The 14,882-nt window shown below is 60.3% G+C and carries 14 protein-coding genes; 7 read left to right on the forward strand and 7 right to left on the reverse strand.

Going from position 1 to position 14,882, the window contains the following annotated elements; all coding sequences use genetic code 11:
• Nucleotides 1–293: 293 nt before the first annotated feature.
• The 3 genes from ACTJK9_RS12795 to ACTJK9_RS12805 all read right to left on the reverse strand — a co-directional run bounded on the left by ACTJK9_RS12795 (nt 294) and on the right by ACTJK9_RS12805 (nt 3,342).
• A complete protein-coding gene (locus tag ACTJK9_RS12795; protein ID WP_440814162.1) occupies nt 294–1,952 on the reverse strand; it encodes a cation acetate symporter in 1,659 nt (552 codons plus the stop codon).
• The gene (locus ACTJK9_RS12800; protein WP_011333111.1) at nt 1,949–2,260 is read right to left on the reverse strand and encodes a DUF485 domain-containing protein; all 312 of its coding nucleotides are present in this window, start codon (nt 2,258–2,260) and stop codon (nt 1,949–1,951) included. The genes ACTJK9_RS12795 and ACTJK9_RS12800 overlap by 4 nt, the downstream gene beginning before the upstream one ends.
• A 230-nt stretch (nt 2,261–2,490) precedes the next feature.
• On the reverse strand, nt 2,491–3,342 hold the full coding sequence (locus tag ACTJK9_RS12805; RefSeq protein WP_064594471.1) for a glycine betaine ABC transporter substrate-binding protein: 852 nt from the start codon (nt 3,340–3,342) through the stop codon (nt 2,491–2,493).
• A gap of 287 nt (nt 3,343–3,629) precedes the next feature.
• On the opposite strand from ACTJK9_RS12805, the gene ACTJK9_RS12810 reads away from it, so the two are divergent.
• Nucleotides 3,630–5,225: a glycoside hydrolase family 17 protein gene (locus tag ACTJK9_RS12810; RefSeq protein WP_440814166.1), complete on the forward strand. Its 1,596-nt coding sequence runs from the start codon at nt 3,630–3,632 to the stop codon at nt 5,223–5,225.
• Nucleotides 5,226–5,329: 104 nt separating this feature from the next.
• On the opposite strand, the gene ACTJK9_RS12815 is transcribed toward ACTJK9_RS12810, so the two are convergent.
• Entirely contained in the window at nt 5,330–5,698 is a 369-nt protein-coding gene (locus ACTJK9_RS12815) for a hypothetical protein (RefSeq protein WP_440814169.1), read from the reverse strand.
• A 223-nt stretch (nt 5,699–5,921) separates the two neighbouring features.
• Here ACTJK9_RS12815 and ACTJK9_RS12820 point away from each other — a divergent pair, with 223 nt between their 5' ends.
• Together ACTJK9_RS12820 and ACTJK9_RS12825 are read left to right on the forward strand one after the other, a co-directional pair.
• A complete protein-coding gene (locus ACTJK9_RS12820) occupies nt 5,922–7,220 on the forward strand; it encodes a serine/threonine protein kinase (RefSeq protein WP_085611502.1) in 1,299 nt (432 codons plus the stop codon).
• On the forward strand, nt 7,213–8,001 hold the full coding sequence (locus ACTJK9_RS12825; RefSeq protein WP_007959292.1) for an MlaA family lipoprotein: 789 nt from the start codon (nt 7,213–7,215) through the stop codon (nt 7,999–8,001). The genes ACTJK9_RS12820 and ACTJK9_RS12825 overlap by 8 nt, the downstream gene beginning before the upstream one ends.
• A gap of 64 nt (nt 8,002–8,065) precedes the next feature.
• Here the strand turns inward: ACTJK9_RS12825 and ACTJK9_RS12830 are convergent, their stop codons facing one another.
• On the reverse strand, nt 8,066–8,980 hold the full coding sequence (locus ACTJK9_RS12830) for a DUF808 domain-containing protein (protein ID WP_440814171.1): 915 nt from the start codon (nt 8,978–8,980) through the stop codon (nt 8,066–8,068).
• Nucleotides 8,981–9,114: 134 nt separating this feature from the next.
• Between ACTJK9_RS12830 and ACTJK9_RS12835 the strand changes: the two genes are divergently transcribed.
• Nucleotides 9,115–9,720 carry a TetR/AcrR family transcriptional regulator gene (locus tag ACTJK9_RS12835; RefSeq protein ID WP_007959290.1) on the forward strand — a complete coding sequence of 202 codons (606 nt, stop codon included), beginning with the start codon at nt 9,115–9,117 and terminating at the stop codon, nt 9,718–9,720.
• Between the two features lie 112 nt (nt 9,721–9,832).
• On the opposite strand, the gene ACTJK9_RS12840 is transcribed toward ACTJK9_RS12835, so the two are convergent.
• A complete protein-coding gene (locus ACTJK9_RS12840; protein WP_440814306.1) occupies nt 9,833–10,291 on the reverse strand; it encodes an REP-associated tyrosine transposase in 459 nt (152 codons plus the stop codon).
• 198 nt (nt 10,292–10,489) lie between these two features.
• Complete coding sequence (locus ACTJK9_RS12845; protein ID WP_102686059.1) at nt 10,490–10,930, reverse strand: GlcG/HbpS family heme-binding protein; 441 nt, start codon at nt 10,928–10,930, stop codon at nt 10,490–10,492.
• Between the two features lie 268 nt (nt 10,931–11,198).
• On the opposite strand from ACTJK9_RS12845, the gene gcl reads away from it, so the two are divergent.
• From gcl to ACTJK9_RS12860, 3 genes are all read left to right on the forward strand, one after another.
• Nucleotides 11,199–12,974 carry a glyoxylate carboligase gene (gene gcl / locus ACTJK9_RS12850; protein WP_440814175.1) on the forward strand — a complete coding sequence of 592 codons (1,776 nt, stop codon included), beginning with the start codon at nt 11,199–11,201 and terminating at the stop codon, nt 12,972–12,974.
• Between the two features lie 119 nt (nt 12,975–13,093).
• A complete protein-coding gene (gene hyi / locus ACTJK9_RS12855; protein WP_011333102.1) occupies nt 13,094–13,876 on the forward strand; it encodes a hydroxypyruvate isomerase in 783 nt (260 codons plus the stop codon).
• A 43-nt stretch (nt 13,877–13,919) separates the two neighbouring features.
• Nucleotides 13,920–14,813 carry a 2-hydroxy-3-oxopropionate reductase gene (locus ACTJK9_RS12860; RefSeq protein ID WP_064594449.1) on the forward strand — a complete coding sequence of 298 codons (894 nt, stop codon included), beginning with the start codon at nt 13,920–13,922 and terminating at the stop codon, nt 14,811–14,813.
• Nucleotides 14,814–14,882: the final 69 nt, after the last annotated feature.

A 14,882-nucleotide genomic window follows, 5' to 3' on the forward strand; every position in this document is an offset into this window, starting at 1 on the left:
AGGTGCAGCGAAGCAAACCGTAGGCGATGCCCCCGGATCGATCCCGGAGCGAAGGAACCCGAGCCACAGCGAGGGCCGAACGTCAGGGTAAAGCCTTTTTGGTTACTTTTTTCTGGGCCGGCATTCCGGGCGTTTGGAAAAAGTGACCCGCCGTAAGGGCGGAACCCCAAGAAGCCGTTACCGCAGCAACGGATATACACCCAACCCCCAAGAACATCCGATAACCGCCCACAAAAAAATGCCCCAATCTCTCGATCAGGGCATTTCCATTCAACCTAACCTACACAAAAACCTCAGTGCGAAACCGCCCCACTAGCCCCCAACCCAGTCTGCGAACGCACAAACTGCGGGAAGAACGCCGCACGCTCGTTCTCTGCCGCCACCGACTTATCGGTGATCGAGAAGAACCAGATCCCGATAAACGCAATGATCATCGAGAACAACGCAGGATACTCGTAAGGGAAAATCGCCTTCTCATGATGCAGAATCTGCACCCAGATGGTCGGGCCAAGAATCATCAGACCCACCGCACTCACCAGACCCAGCCAGCCGCCAATCATGGCGCCACGGGTGGTCAGTTTCTTCCAGTACATCGAAAGCAGCAGTACCGGGAAGTTGCAGCTCGCCGCGATGGAGAACGCCAGACCAACCATGAACGCAATGTTCTGGCTTTCGAACAGGATGCCCAGGCCGATGGCCAGAACGCCCAGTGCGATGGTGGTGATCTTCGAAACGCGGATTTCATCCTTCTCGTTGGCCTTGCCCTTCTTGATAACGCTGGCATACAGGTCGTGAGACACCGCTGAAGCACCGGCCAGGGTCAGGCCGGCCACTACTGCCAGAATGGTCGCGAACGCCACCGCCGAGATGAAGCCGAGGAACACGCTGCCGCCCACGGCGTTGGCCAGGTGCACCGCCGCCATGTTGTTGCCGCCGAGCAGAGCGCCCGCTGCATCTTTAAAGGCCGGGTTGGTGCTGACCAGCAGGATCGCGCCGAAGCCGATGATGAAGGTCAGGATGTAGAAGTAGCCAATGAAACCGGTCGCGTACAGCACGCTCTTGCGGGCTTCTTTCGCGTCGCTGACAGTGAAGAAGCGCATCAGGATGTGCGGCAGGCCGGCGGTACCGAACATCAGTGCCAGACCCAGGGAGAACGCCGAGATCGGGTCTTTTACCAAGCCGCCCGGGCTCATGATCGCTTCGCCCTTGGCGTGGACCTTGATGGCTTCGGAGAACAGGGTGTTGAAGTCGAAGTTGACGTGCTTCATCACCATCAGCGCCATGAACGAGGCACCGGACAGCAACAGCACCGCCTTGATGATCTGCACCCAGGTGGTCGCCAGCATGCCGCCGAACAGCACGTACATGCACATCAGGATACCGACCAGGATCACCGCAACGTGGTAGTCGAGACCGAACAGCAGCTGGATCAGCTTGCCGGCACCGACCATTTGCGCGATCAGGTAGAACGCCACCACCACCAGCGAACCGCAGGCAGACAGCGTGCGGATCTGGGTTTGCCCGAGACGGTAGGACGCCACGTCGGCAAAGGTGTATTTGCCCAGGTTACGCAGGCGCTCGGCGATCAGGAACAGAATGATCGGCCAGCCCACCAGGAAGCCGATCGAGTAGATCAGGCCGTCGTAGCCGGAGGTGAACACCAGCGCGGAAATCCCCAGGAAGGACGCCGCCGACATGTAGTCACCGGCAATCGCCAGACCGTTCTGGAACCCGGTGATCTTGCCGCCCGCCGCATAGTAGTCGGCCGCCGAGTTGTTGCGCTTGGACGCCCAGTAAGTGATGCACAGGGTCGCGCCAACGAACGCCACGAACATGACGATCGCGGAAACGTTGAGCGGTTGTTTGTGGACTTCGCCGGTCAGGGCGTCAGCGGCCCAGACGGCTGGAGCAAACGCTGCGATGCTCAAAAGAGCCATTAGACGCCGGATCATTGCTGAGCCTCCTTGAGAATCGCGTTGTTCAGGTCGTCGAACTCGCCATTGGCGCGGCGCACGTAAATGCCGGTCAGGATGAAGGCCGAGACAATCAGTCCGACACCGATCGGGATACCCCAGGTGATGGATGATTCGGGGCTGATTTTCGTCCCGAGCACTTGCGGCCCGTACGCGATCAGAAGGATGAAGCCGGAGTAGAGCCCGAGCATGATCGCCGAGAGTATCCAGGCGAACCTTTCTCTTTTCTTGACCAGCTCCTTGAAGCGCGGGCTGTTCTGAATCGAGAGGTAAATGCTGTCGTTCATTGTTTTTATCCTCGCAGCACAGATTTTTATTTTTGGAACGTATCCACTGTATGCGGCTGCGAGCCGGGTTCCAGACGACCTTAGTAGTAGAACGCCATGACGTTTTTGCCAATTTCCAGACCAGCCGAAAACCGCCACCCCTGCCTATTAATAGAGGACAAACAAAAAAGGCCGCCCGACTGTCATGTCGGGCGGCCCTGGGAAGCGCAGATTAGACGCTTCGGCTTAAATCACTTGGTCCAGTCGGCAACACGCTCAGGGTGCTTGGCAACCCAATCCTTGGCCGCTGCGTCAGGTTTTGCACCGTCCTGAATCGCCAGCATGACTTCGCCGATTTCGTCTTTCGAAGCCCACTGGAAGTTCTTCAGGAACTTGGCCACTTCCGGCGCCTTGGTCGCCAGTTCCTTACTGCCGATGCTGTTCACGGTTTCAGCCGCGCCGTACACGCCTTTCGGGTCGTCGAGGAAGCGCAGTTTCCACTTGGCAAACATCCAGTGCGGCACCCAGCCGGTAACGGCGATGGATTCGTTTTTCTTCTCGGCGCGGGTCAGCTCGGCAATCATGCCGGCGCCGGAGCTGGCCTTGAGTTGATAGCCGGTCAGGTCGTAATCCTTGATCGCCTGATCGGTCTTGAGCATCACGCCTGAACCGGCGTCGATGCCGACGATGCGTTTCTTGAAGGAGTCGTCGGTTTTCAGGTCTTCGATGGTCTTGGCCTTGACGTACTCCGGCACGATCAGACCGATTTTCGCGTCCTTGAAGTTCGGGCCGTAATCGACGACCTGATCCTTGTTCTTGGTCCAGTATTCGCCGTGCGTCACGGGCAGCCAGGCCGAGAGCATGGCGTCGAGTTTGCCGGTGGCAACGCCCTGCCACATGATGCCGGTGGCGACGGCCTGCAGTTTCACGTCGTAGCCAAGTTTCTGCTTGATCACTTCGGCCGCCACGTGGGTGGTCGCGACGCTGTCGGACCAGCCGTCAACGTAACCGATGTTCAGGGTCTGTTTCTCAGCGCTGGCGAAAGTGGAGCCCATCGCAAGCACCAGAGCCGCACCTGCGCCTAAAAGTCGTCGCATCTTCATCGTTACTTCCCCGAAATGCTGCGCCCGACGGATGCCGGGCATCGTCAACGTATTGTTATGGTGCACAGCGCCCCCATCACGCCTGACCGCAAACTCGCTAGATCATCAGCGGAGTACTGATGAGTCCGATCATCAACCTGACGCCCGTTAAGACCTGCTCTGCCAGCGACCTCGAAGCAACGAGAAACGACATCAGAAAGCCATTAACTGCGTCCGGATATTTGGCGCCAGACAATCCGCCCGAACTTTGCATGTCAAAATCATGCGGGTCACCAACCTGCTTATAAATGCAGGTAACATGCGTCGCTTTGCAGCCACTCGGCCTGACCATGTCCGCGACTTCCCGTTTCCCCTTTCTTCCCTATCTGTTCGCCTGCCTGCTCGGGCTGCTTGCCCTGTGCGGCTTCTGGTACGGCCTCGGCAAACCGGTGATCCTGCCGGACGTCGCCACCCCGACCCACAAGTTGCAATGCGCCTCCTACACCCCGTTCGATAAAGACCAGTCGCCGTTCGATGTGCCGTTCAAACTGCGTCCGGAGCGCATGGACGCCGACCTCGCCCTGCTTGCCACCCGCTTCGAATGCATCCGCACCTATTCCATGACCGGCCTCGAAGCGCTGCCGGATCTGGCGCGCAAACATGGTTTGAAGTTGATGATCGGCGCGTGGGTCAACAGCAATCCGGTCGACACCGAGAAGGAAGTCGACTTGCTGATCGCCTCGGCCAATGCCAACCCGGACGTGGTCAGCGCGGTGATCGTCGGCAACGAAGCCTTGCTGCGCAAGGAAGTCACCGGCGCGCAACTGGCGAAGCTGATCAACAAGGTCAAGAGCCATATCAAGCAACCTGTCACCTACGCGGATGTCTGGGAGTTCTGGCTCAAGCACCCGGAAGTCGCGCCGGCGGTAGATTTCCTGACCATTCATTTGCTGCCGTACTGGGAAGACGATCCGTCGAACATCGACGCCGCACTGCATCATGTAGCGCAAGTACGTCAGGTGTTCGGCAACAAGTTCGCACCCAAAGACGTGATGATTGGCGAAACCGGCTGGCCGAGCGAAGGCCGCCAGCGGGAGACCGCGCTGCCGAGCCGGGTCAACGAGGCCAAGTTCATTCGTGGTTTTGTCACCCTCGCCGAACAGGAAGGCTGGCGTTACAACCTGATCGAAGCGTTTGATCAGCCGTGGAAGCGCGGCAGCGAAGGCGCGGTCGGTGGTTACTGGGGGCTGTTCGATGCGGATCGCCAGGACAAAGGCGTGTTGGCCGGGCCGGTGTCGAATGTGCCGTACTGGTCGCAGTGGCTGGCGGTCGGCGGAGTGATCTTCCTCGGCACCTTGCTGCTGGGCGGTCGGGTTCGTACGACGCGTTCGGCACTGATCCTGCCGTTGCTCGGCGCCCTCGCCGCCTGCTCCATCGGCGCCTGGGGCGATCTGGCGCGGGTGACCACGCGGTTTGCCAGCGAATGGCTGTGGGTCGGCTTGCTGACGATCCTGAATCTGTTGGTGCTGGCCCACGCCGCACTGACCTTGAGCGCCCGCAATGGCTGGCGTGAACAGGCGTTCAACGCTTTCGAGCGACGGGCCGGCTGGCTGGTGGCGGCAGCCGGTTTCGCCGCTGCCGTGATGATGCTCGAGCTGGTGTTCGATCCGCGTTATCGCAGTTTTCAGAGCGTGGCCTTCATTCTGCCGGCGCTGGTTTACCTGTGCCGCCCGGTGCCCGTGGCCCGTCGGGAGATCGCCCTGCTGACCTTCATCATCGGCGCGGGCATTGCGCCGCAGCTGTTCCGTGAAGGATTGCAGAATCAGCAGGCGTGGGGCTGGGCGCTGGTCAGCGTGTTGATGGTGGCTGCGTTGTGGCGCTGCCTGCGGGTTCGCAAGGGCTGATCTTCAAAGGCTGAACCGGCCTCTTCGCTGGCAAGCCAGCTGCCACAGGTTCTGCATCTACATGGATCAAGTGTGGGAGCTGGCTTGCCAGCGATGGCTGACTGTCAGACGCCGCGAGACTCTCTAACCAGTCGCAACCCGGCAATCACCACCGCGAACACCGCCAGCGTCGTGTTGTACAGCGCCAGCGCCGGCAACCCGAACACCAGCGCCAGCACCGCCAGCCACCACCCTGCCCGGACCGGCACGACAAAACCGAGCACGGCTGCAGCGACCGCCGCCCAGCCCAGCAGCTGGAAATGAATCATCAGGCCCAGGTTGGAGCGCACCGAGCATTCCCAGCGACTCGCCTCATCCACGCAGATGCCCACCCACTGCGCGTCCTCCATGAAGCCATAACGCGCGCCATAACTGACAGCCAGCCACAACGGCAACAGAACGAGCAGCAGAATCACGGGCAAGCGGCGGGACATGGAACACTCCAATCGACGAAATCGGCGGTCAGCTTAATCTGCCGCCGCGCATACGCAAGGACTAACAACTCTTAACTGGTCATTCCTTCCTTGCAAAGTGTATCGTCCGGCTACTATTACTCCGAATTCTGTCAGTTTGGTGCCGTGGCATGGCACTTTGACGCAAACCCGGTGGTCATAGCCTGCGAACTTCATTCGGCACCTTCCTCTAAGGGATCCAGTCATGCTCCGTTCCTTGCGCTTCGCCGCCCTGTTTGGCGGCCTTATTCTGAGTGCGTCCGCGCTGGCGGTGGATATCGACGCCGCCAGCTATGGCTATCCCCTGACCAACCCGTTCGAGGCGACCATCGCCACCACGCCGCCGGACTTGCGCCCGGAACTGCCACTGGACGACGACATCGATCAGGCCGATCGCAGCGTCACCCTGCGCCCCGAGCGGGAATTCATCCTGCCGGACAATTTCTGGCCGGTGAAAAAACTCACCTACCGCATCGCCACTCAGGACAAGGCCGCGCCGCTGATCTTCCTGATCGCCGGCACCGGCGCGCGCTACGACAGCACGCTCAACGAGTACCTGAAGAAGCTTTATTACAAGGCTGGCTACCACGTGGTGCAGTTGTCCTCGCCGACCAGCTTCGACTTCATGAGCGCCGCCTCGCGTTTCGCCACCCCCGGCGTGACCAAGGAAGACGCCGAAGACATGTACCGGGTGATGCAGGCCGTACGGGCGCAGAACCCGAAACTGCCGGTCACCGACTACTACCTCAGCGGCTACAGCCTCGGCGCACTGGACGCGGCATTCGTCGCCCATCTGGATGAAACCCGTCGCAGCTTCAACTTCAAGAAAGTCCTGCTGCTGAATCCGCCGGTCAACCTTTACACCTCGATCACCAACCTCGACAAGCTGGTGCAGACCGAGGTCAAGGGCATCAACAACAGCACCACGTTCTATGAACTGGTACTGAACAAACTGACCCGCTACTTCCAGCAGAAGGGCTACATCGACCTCAACGATGCGCTGCTTTACGACTTCCAGCAGTCCAAGCAGCACCTGAGCAACGAGCAAATGGCGATGCTGATCGGCACCTCGTTCCGCTTCTCGGCAGCCGATATTGCGTTCACTTCGGACCTGATCAACCGTCGCGGCCTGATCACCCCGCCGAAATTCCCGATCACCGAAGGCACCAGCCTCACGCCGTTCCTCAAGCGTGCGCTGCAATGCGACTTCGACTGCTACCTCACCGAACAGGTGATCCCGATGTGGCGCGCCCGCACCGACGGCGGCAGCCTGCTGCAACTAATCGATCAGGTCAGCCTGTATGCGTTGAAGGATTACCTGCACGACAGCCCGAAAATCGCCGTCATGCACAACGCCGACGACGTGATCCTCGGCCCGGGCGACCTCGGTTTCCTGCGCCGGACCTTCGGCGATCGCCTGACCGTTTACCCGCTGGGCGGCCATTGCGGCAACCTTAATTACCGCGTCAACAGCGACGCCATGCTGGAGTTCTTCCGTGGCTAAATATCTCCTGCTGATTGCAGCGCTCCTCAGTGCAGGTATGGCCCAGGCCGACAACAGCAAAGCCAATGCACCGGTGGTCATCGACAGCGACGGTTTCAAGGAGCCGCTGTCCAAACTCAAGTTCAACCCGGGGCTGGATCAGCGCGAGTTCGAGCGCTCGACCCTCAGCGCGCTGAACGTCTATGACCCGCTGGAAGAGTGGAACCGCCGCGTCTACCACTTCAACTACCGCTTCGACCAATGGGTGTTCCTGCCGGTGGTCGATGGCTATCGCTACATCACCCCGAGCTTCGTGCGCACCGGCGTGAGCAACTTCTTCAACAACATTGGCGACGTGCCGAACCTGGTCAACAGCCTGTTGCAGTTCAAGGGCAAGCGCTCGATGGAAACCACCGCGCGCCTGCTGCTCAACACCACCATCGGCATCGCCGGACTCTGGGACCCGGCTACCGCCATGGGCCTGCCGCGCCAGAGCGAAGACTTCGGCCAGACCCTGGGCTTCTACGGCGTACCGGGTGGTGCTTACTTCGTGCTGCCGATTCTCGGCCCGTCGAACCTGCGTGATACTGCAGGCCTTGCCGTGGACTACACCGCCGAGTCCGCGATCAACTTCCTCAACGTCTCGGAAGTCAGCTCCAACCACCCGGAAGTGTGGGTACTGCGTGGCGTCGACAAGCGCTACCAGACCAGCTTCCGCTATGGTCAGCTGAACTCGCCGTTCGAGTACGAAAAGGTGCGCTACGTCTACACCGAGTCGCGCAAGTTGCAGATCGCCGAGTAAAAACGCCGGCCACAAAAAAGGCCATTCGATGCGAGTCGAATGGCCTTTTTGTTTGCCTCAGGATTCAACCCCTCAGCGATTTCCAGATTTTGCCGATCACGGACACGCCCGCCAGCACCACTGCACCCGCGATGATCCCCGCTACGCCGTTCAACAGCATCGGCACCACAAACCCGGCGCCACCGGCCGCTGCGCCGACGCTTTCGATCCAGTGATGCACCACCGGCACGCCGTGGGTCAGGATGCCGCCACCGACCAGGAACATCGCCGCCGTGCCGATTACCGACAGGCTTTTCATCATGTACGGCGCAGCGTGCAGGATGCCGTTGCCGATACTTTTGGCCATCTGCCCGGGTTTCTGAGTCAGCCACAGACCGAGGTCATCGAGTTTGACGATACCGGCCACCAATCCGTAAACGCCCACGGTCATGACAATGGCGATGCCCGACATCACGATCACTTGCTGGGTCAGCGAAGCATCGGCCACGGTGCCGAGGGTGATGGCGATAATTTCCGCCGAGAGGATGAAGTCGGTGCGGATCGCGCCCTTGATCTTATCCTTCTCGTACGCGACCAGATCGGTGGCAGGATCGGCCACGGCGTCGACCAGTTGCGCATGCTCGGCCTCGTCTTCGGCCTTGCTGTGCAGGAACTTGTGCGCGAGCTTTTCGAAACCCTCGAAACACAGGTAGGCGCCGCCGACCATCAGCAGCGGCGTCACCAGCCACGGCACGAACGCACTGATCGCCAGCGCCGAGGGCACCAGGATCAGTTTGTTGACGAACGAGCCCTTGGCCACCGCCCAGACCACCGGAATTTCCCGCTCCGCGCGTACGCCGGAGACTTGCTGGGCGTTGAGCGCCAAGTCGTCGCCGAGCACGCCGGCGGTCTTCTTGGCAGCCATTTTGGTCATCAACGCAACGTCGTCCAGAACGGTAGCGATGTCGTCGATCAGCACCAGCAAACTGCTTCCTGCCATGAATCATGTTTCCTTATGTGAATAATGCCGCGCAGCATACCGCGACTGCGGGCCACACGGGGCATTGTTGAGCGCCGCGCGAGGCCGGTGCTACCATGCGCAACCGCCAGAACAGGCAAGGAACCACCGGGTTTATGAGCACAATCCGCGAGCGCAACAAAGAACTGATCCTGCGTGCAGCCAGTGAAGAGTTTGCCGACAAGGGCTTCGCTGCGACCAAAACCAGCGACATCGCCGCCAAGGCAGGACTGCCCAAGCCCAACGTCTATTACTACTTCAAGTCCAAGGAAAACCTCTACCGCGAGGTGCTGGAAAGTATCATCGTGCCGATCCTGCAGGCCTCGACCCCGTTCAATCCGGACGGCGTACCGAGCGAAGTGCTGAGCGGCTACATCCGCTCGAAGATCCGCATCTCCCGCGACCTGCCCTTCGCCTCCAAGGTGTTCGCCAGCGAAATCATGCACGGCGCCCCGCACCTGAGCGCCGACCTGGTCGAGCAGCTCAACGGCCAGGCCAAGCACAACATCGACTGCATCCAGACCTGGATCGACCGCGGCCAGATCGCCCCGATCGACCCCAACCACCTGATGTTCAGCATCTGGGCCGCGACCCAGACCTACGCCGACTTCGACTGGCAGATCTCCGCCGTCACCGGCAAGGACAAGCTCGACGAAGCCGACTATGAAGCCGCAGCACAAACCATCATCCGGTTGGTGCTCAAGGGCTGCGAGCCGGACTGAAGTCCGCACTGACTGCTTCGCTGGCAAGCCTGTTCCCACATTTGATCTATGAGCACCACAAATCAAATGTGGGAGCGGGCTTGCTCGCGAATGTAGCAACTCGGTCTCACGGTCAGACCCAGATCGCATCCCACAGCGGATAGTCACCAAGCTTTTCCACCAGTCCAGCCCGCAACGGGTTGGCCACGACATACCGCGCCACTCTAACCAGACTTTCTTCCTGCCGAAGCGAATGATCATGGAAGCTTGGCTGCCACAGGCTACCCCTCCTGCCAGTCGCTGAATTGACTGATCTAGCACTCAAGGATTTGACCTGGCACATCCACTGCCCCAGCGAACCTTTCTGCAATTGCACCAGCCAGTGGAAGTGATCCGGCATGACGACCCAGGCCAATGAGTCGACACCCCCCTTTTCTTGTGCATGCCTGAACTGATGAACAACTAGTCTTCCCAAGGCGTAATCCTTGAAGACAGGCTCGCGCTTATGAGTATTGGCTGTCAGGAGATAGATGTGGTTTTGTTCGGAAAAGCGTCCGACTCTCAGTCGGTGTGATGCAGACAGTTCCGGCATTCCTTTGCCTTTTCTCATGATTGACTTCATGAAAAGGCTAGCCCGGAACATCGAACATTGAAGGCAGGATTTTTAGCTGGATGTGTCTGGAAAATCGCCTTCGCGAGCAAGCCTGCTCCCACATTCGACCGAGTTCCTTCAGTACAAATGAGGTCACCGTGAGCCTGCTCGCGATGGCGTCAGTTCAAACGCCGCAAATCACGCAGCCCCCCCCGCATCCGCCCGCAGGTCCAGGGCCTCCACGGCCTTGATCGCCACCTGCTCATCGATGTCCGACAGATCGCCGCTGATGCCGATCGCACCCAGCACGTTCCCCGCCTGATCACGTATCAACACACCGCCCGGTGCCGGCACGACGCTGCCCTGCCCCATGCTGTTGAGTGCGGCGATGAACGCCGGGCGTTGTTGCGCGTCCAGCGCCAGCAGGCGTGAGCCCTTGCCCAGGGCGATGGCGCCCCAGGCTTTGCCGATGGCGATGTTCGGGCGCAGCAGGCTGGCGCCGTCTTCGCGCTGCAAGGTGACCAGATGGCCGCCGGTATCCAGTACCGCGATGGTCAGCGGCGCGGCGGAAATGGCCCGCCCTGCATTGATGGCTTCGTTGACCAGCTTGACTGCGACTTTCAAGGTTAAAGCGCTCATGGTGCCGTCCTCATTTTGTTATTGGGAAAGTCGTTGGGCTGCGCGTTTGTGCCGCAGCCCGATGCAACAAATAGAACACAATGAATTATTTTTTTGTATACAATAATTCCCGAAAAGCGCTCCATGCGACGAAAAGCCACAGCAGAACAGGCTTCCGACGAATGAAACAGGCGCTTGAGAAAATGGATTGACCTGCGCCGTCTGCCGTGAATACACTCTGCGCAAAGCCACTTGTATACAATTACAAAACGTAAAGAGGCACAAAACCATGAGCAAAATGAGAGCAATCAAAGCCGCCGTTCTGGTGATGCGCCGTGAAGGGGTTGATACCGCTTTTGGCATTCCGGGCGCTGCAATCAACCCGCTGTACTCCGCCCTGCAGAAAGTCGGTGGCATCGATCACGTCCTCGCTCGCCACGTTGAAGGCGCCTCGCACATGGCCGAGGGCTACACCCGCACCAAGGCCGGCAACATCGGCGTGTGCATCGGTACTTCCGGCCCGGCCGGTACTGACATGGTCACCGGTCTGTACAGCGCCTCCGCGGACTCGATCCCGATCCTCTGCATCACCGGGCAGGCACCCCGCGCCCGTATGCACAAGGAAGACTTCCAGGCCGTCGACATCACCAGCATCGTCAAGCCGGTGACCAAGTGGGCGACCACCGTTCTGGAGCCGGGCCAGGTGCCTTATGCGTTCCAGAAAGCCTTCTACGAAATGCGCTCCGGCCGTCCAGGCCCGGTGCTGATCGACCTGCCGTTCGATGTGCAGATGGCCGAAATCGAATTCGACATCGACGCCTACCAGCCACTGCCGCTGGCCAAGCCGAGCGCGACCCGCGTGCAAGTCGAAAAAGCCCTGGCAATGCTGGATCAGGCCGAGCGTCCATTGCTGGTGGCCGGCGGCGGCATCATCAACGCCGACGCCAGCGAGTTGCTGGTCGAGTTCGCCGAGCTGACCGGCATTCCAGTGATCCCGACCCTGATGGGCTGGGGCACCATTCCGGACGATCACCCGCTGATGGTCGGCATGGTCGGTCTGCAGACTTCGCACCGTTACGGCAACGCCACCCTGCTCAAGTCCGACGTGGTACTGGGCGTCGGCAACCGCTGGGCGAACCGTCACACCGGCTCGGTCGACGTCTACACCGAAGGCCGCAAGTTCATTCACGTCGACATCGAACCGACCCAGATCGGCCGCGTGTTCACCCCGGACCTGGGCATCGTTTCCGACGCTGCCGCCGCGCTGACCGTGTTCATCGAAGTCGCCCGTGAATGGCAAGCCGCCGGCAAGCTGAAAAACCGCTCTGCCTGGCTGCAGGATTGCCAGCAGCGCAAGGCCAGCCTGCACCGCAAGACCCACTTCGACAACGTGCCGGTCAAGCCGCAGCGCGTCTACGAAGAAATGAACCAGGTGTTCGGCAAGGACACCTGCTACGTCAGCACCATCGGTCTGTCGCAGATTGCCGGCGCGCAGTTCCTGCACGTCTACAAGCCGCGTCACTGGATCAACTGCGGCCAGGCCGGCCCGTTGGGCTGGACCATTCCGGCAGCGCTGGGCGTGGTGAAGGCCGATCCGAACCGTAAAGTCGTGGCCCTGTCGGGGGACTATGACTTCCAGTTCATGATCGAAGAACTGGCGGTCGGCGCTCAGTTCAAACTGCCGTACATCCACGTCGTGGTGAACAACTCGTACCTGGGACTGATCCGTCAGGCCCAGCGCGGGTTCGATATGGACTACTGCGTGCAGCTGTCCTTCGATAACCTGAACGCGCCGGAACTCAACGGTTATGGTGTCGACCACGTCGCAGTCGCCGAAGGCCTGGGCTGCAAGGCACTGCGTGTGTTCGAACCGGCTGACATCGCCCCTGCCCTGCGCAAGGCCGAAGAGCTGATCGAAGAGTTCAAGGTGCCGGTGATCGTCGAGATCATTCTGGAGCGTGTGACCAACATCTCCATGGGGACCGAGATCAACGCCGTCAACGAATTCGAAGACCTGGCGCTGGTCGGCAACGATGCGCCAACGGCGATTTCGTTGCTCGACTGACCGTAACCGGCTCCCTCTCCCTCCGGGAGAGGGTGGCTACATGTCCCTCTCCCCCAGGAGAGGGGACTTGATCGCGTTCAGTCTGACCAACCGTGTCAAAACTGTTTTAGGAGACCACCATGCCGCGTTTCGCAGCCAACCTGTCCATGCTGTTCACCGAACAGGATTTCCTTGCCCGTTTCGACGCCGCCGCCAAGGCGGGCTTCAGCGGTGTCGAGTACCTGTTCCCGTACGATTTCAGCTCTGCCGAAATCAAGGCAAGGCTCGACGCCAACGGTCTGACCCAAGTGCTGTTCAACCTGCCGGCCGGTGACTGGGCCAAGGGCGAGCGCGGTATCGCGTGCCTGCCGGACCGGGTCGAAGAGTTCCGCGCCGGGGTCGACCTGGCCATCGCTTACGCCCAGGTGCTGGGCAACACCCAGGTCAACTGCCTGGCCGGTATCCGTCCGCAGGGCGTGGACGATGCCACCGTTGAAAAGACCTTCGTCGCCAACCTCAAGTACGCCGCCGACAAGCTGCAAGCCGTCGGCATCAAACTGGTGATGGAAGCGATCAACACACGCGACATCCCGGGCTTCTACCTGAACAACACGGCACAGGCCCTGTCGATCCGCGAGCAGGTCGGCAGCGCCAATCTGTTCCTGCAATACGACATCTATCACATGCAAATCATGGAAGGCGATCTGGCCCGCACCCTGCAATCGCACCTGGCCGAGATCAACCATGTGCAGCTGGCCGACAACCCGGGCCGCAACGAGCCGGGCACCGGCGAGATCAACTACCGCTTCCTGTTCGAACACCTCGATCGCATCGGTTATCAGGGCTGGGTCGGCTGCGAGTACAAACCGCTGACTACCACTGAAGCAGGCCTCGGCTGGCTGAAGACCCACAACGCGATCTGACCCCCTATTTGCTTGAGCAAGACAAAAACAAGAGGATTTTCTCATGGCTAAAATCGGATTCATCGGCACCGGCATCATGGGCCACCCAATGGCGGCGAACCTGCAGAAAGCCGGTCACAGCCTGTTCCTGTCGGCGCACCACGACGCCGCCCCTGCCGACCTGGTCGCCGCTGGCGCCGTCGCCCTGGCCAACCCACGCGAAGTGGCCCAGGAAGCTGAATTCATTATCGTGATGGTGCCGGATACCCCCCAGGTCGACGACGTGCTGTTCCGCGCCGACGGCGTCGCGGCCGGTATCGGCAAAGGCAAAGTCGTGATCGACATGAGTTCGATCTCGCCGACCGCCACCAAGGCTTTCGCGGCAAAGATCAACGAGAAAGGCGCGCAATACCTCGACGCCCCGGTGTCCGGTGGTGAAGTCGGTGCCAAGGCCGCGACCCTGAGCATCATGGTCGGTGGCGACGCCGATGCCTTCGAACGCGCACTGCCGCTGTTCCAGGCCATGGGCAAGAACATCACCCTGGTCGGCGGCAATGGCGACGGTCAGACGGCCAAGGTGGCGAACCAGATCATCGTTGCCCTGAACATTCAGGCCGTGGCCGAAGCCCTGCTGTTCGCTTCGAAAAACGGTGCCGATCCAGCCAAGGTGCGTGAAGCGCTGATGGGTGGCTTCGCCTCCTCGAAGATCCTCGAAGTGCACGGCGAGCGCATGATCAAGGGCACCTTCGATCCGGGCTTCCGCATCAGCCTGCACCAGAAGGACCTGAACCTGGCCCTGCAAGGCGCCAAGGAGCTGAACATCAACCTGCCGAACACCGCCAACGCCCAGCAAGTGTTCAGCACCTGCGCGGCCATCGGTGGCAGCAACTGGGACCACTCGGCGCTGATCAAGGGCCTGGAACACATGGCCAACTTCTCGATTCGCGACAAGAAGTAAGCCCTGCCCCACTTTCCATGTAGGGGCGGGCNCATGGAGATTGACTGACCCACCGCATTCGCGAGCAAG

This window comes from Pseudomonas sp. 22082, from assembly GCF_052046055.1.
In the GTDB taxonomy this organism is placed as follows: domain Bacteria; phylum Pseudomonadota; class Gammaproteobacteria; order Pseudomonadales; family Pseudomonadaceae; genus Aquipseudomonas; species Aquipseudomonas pharyngis.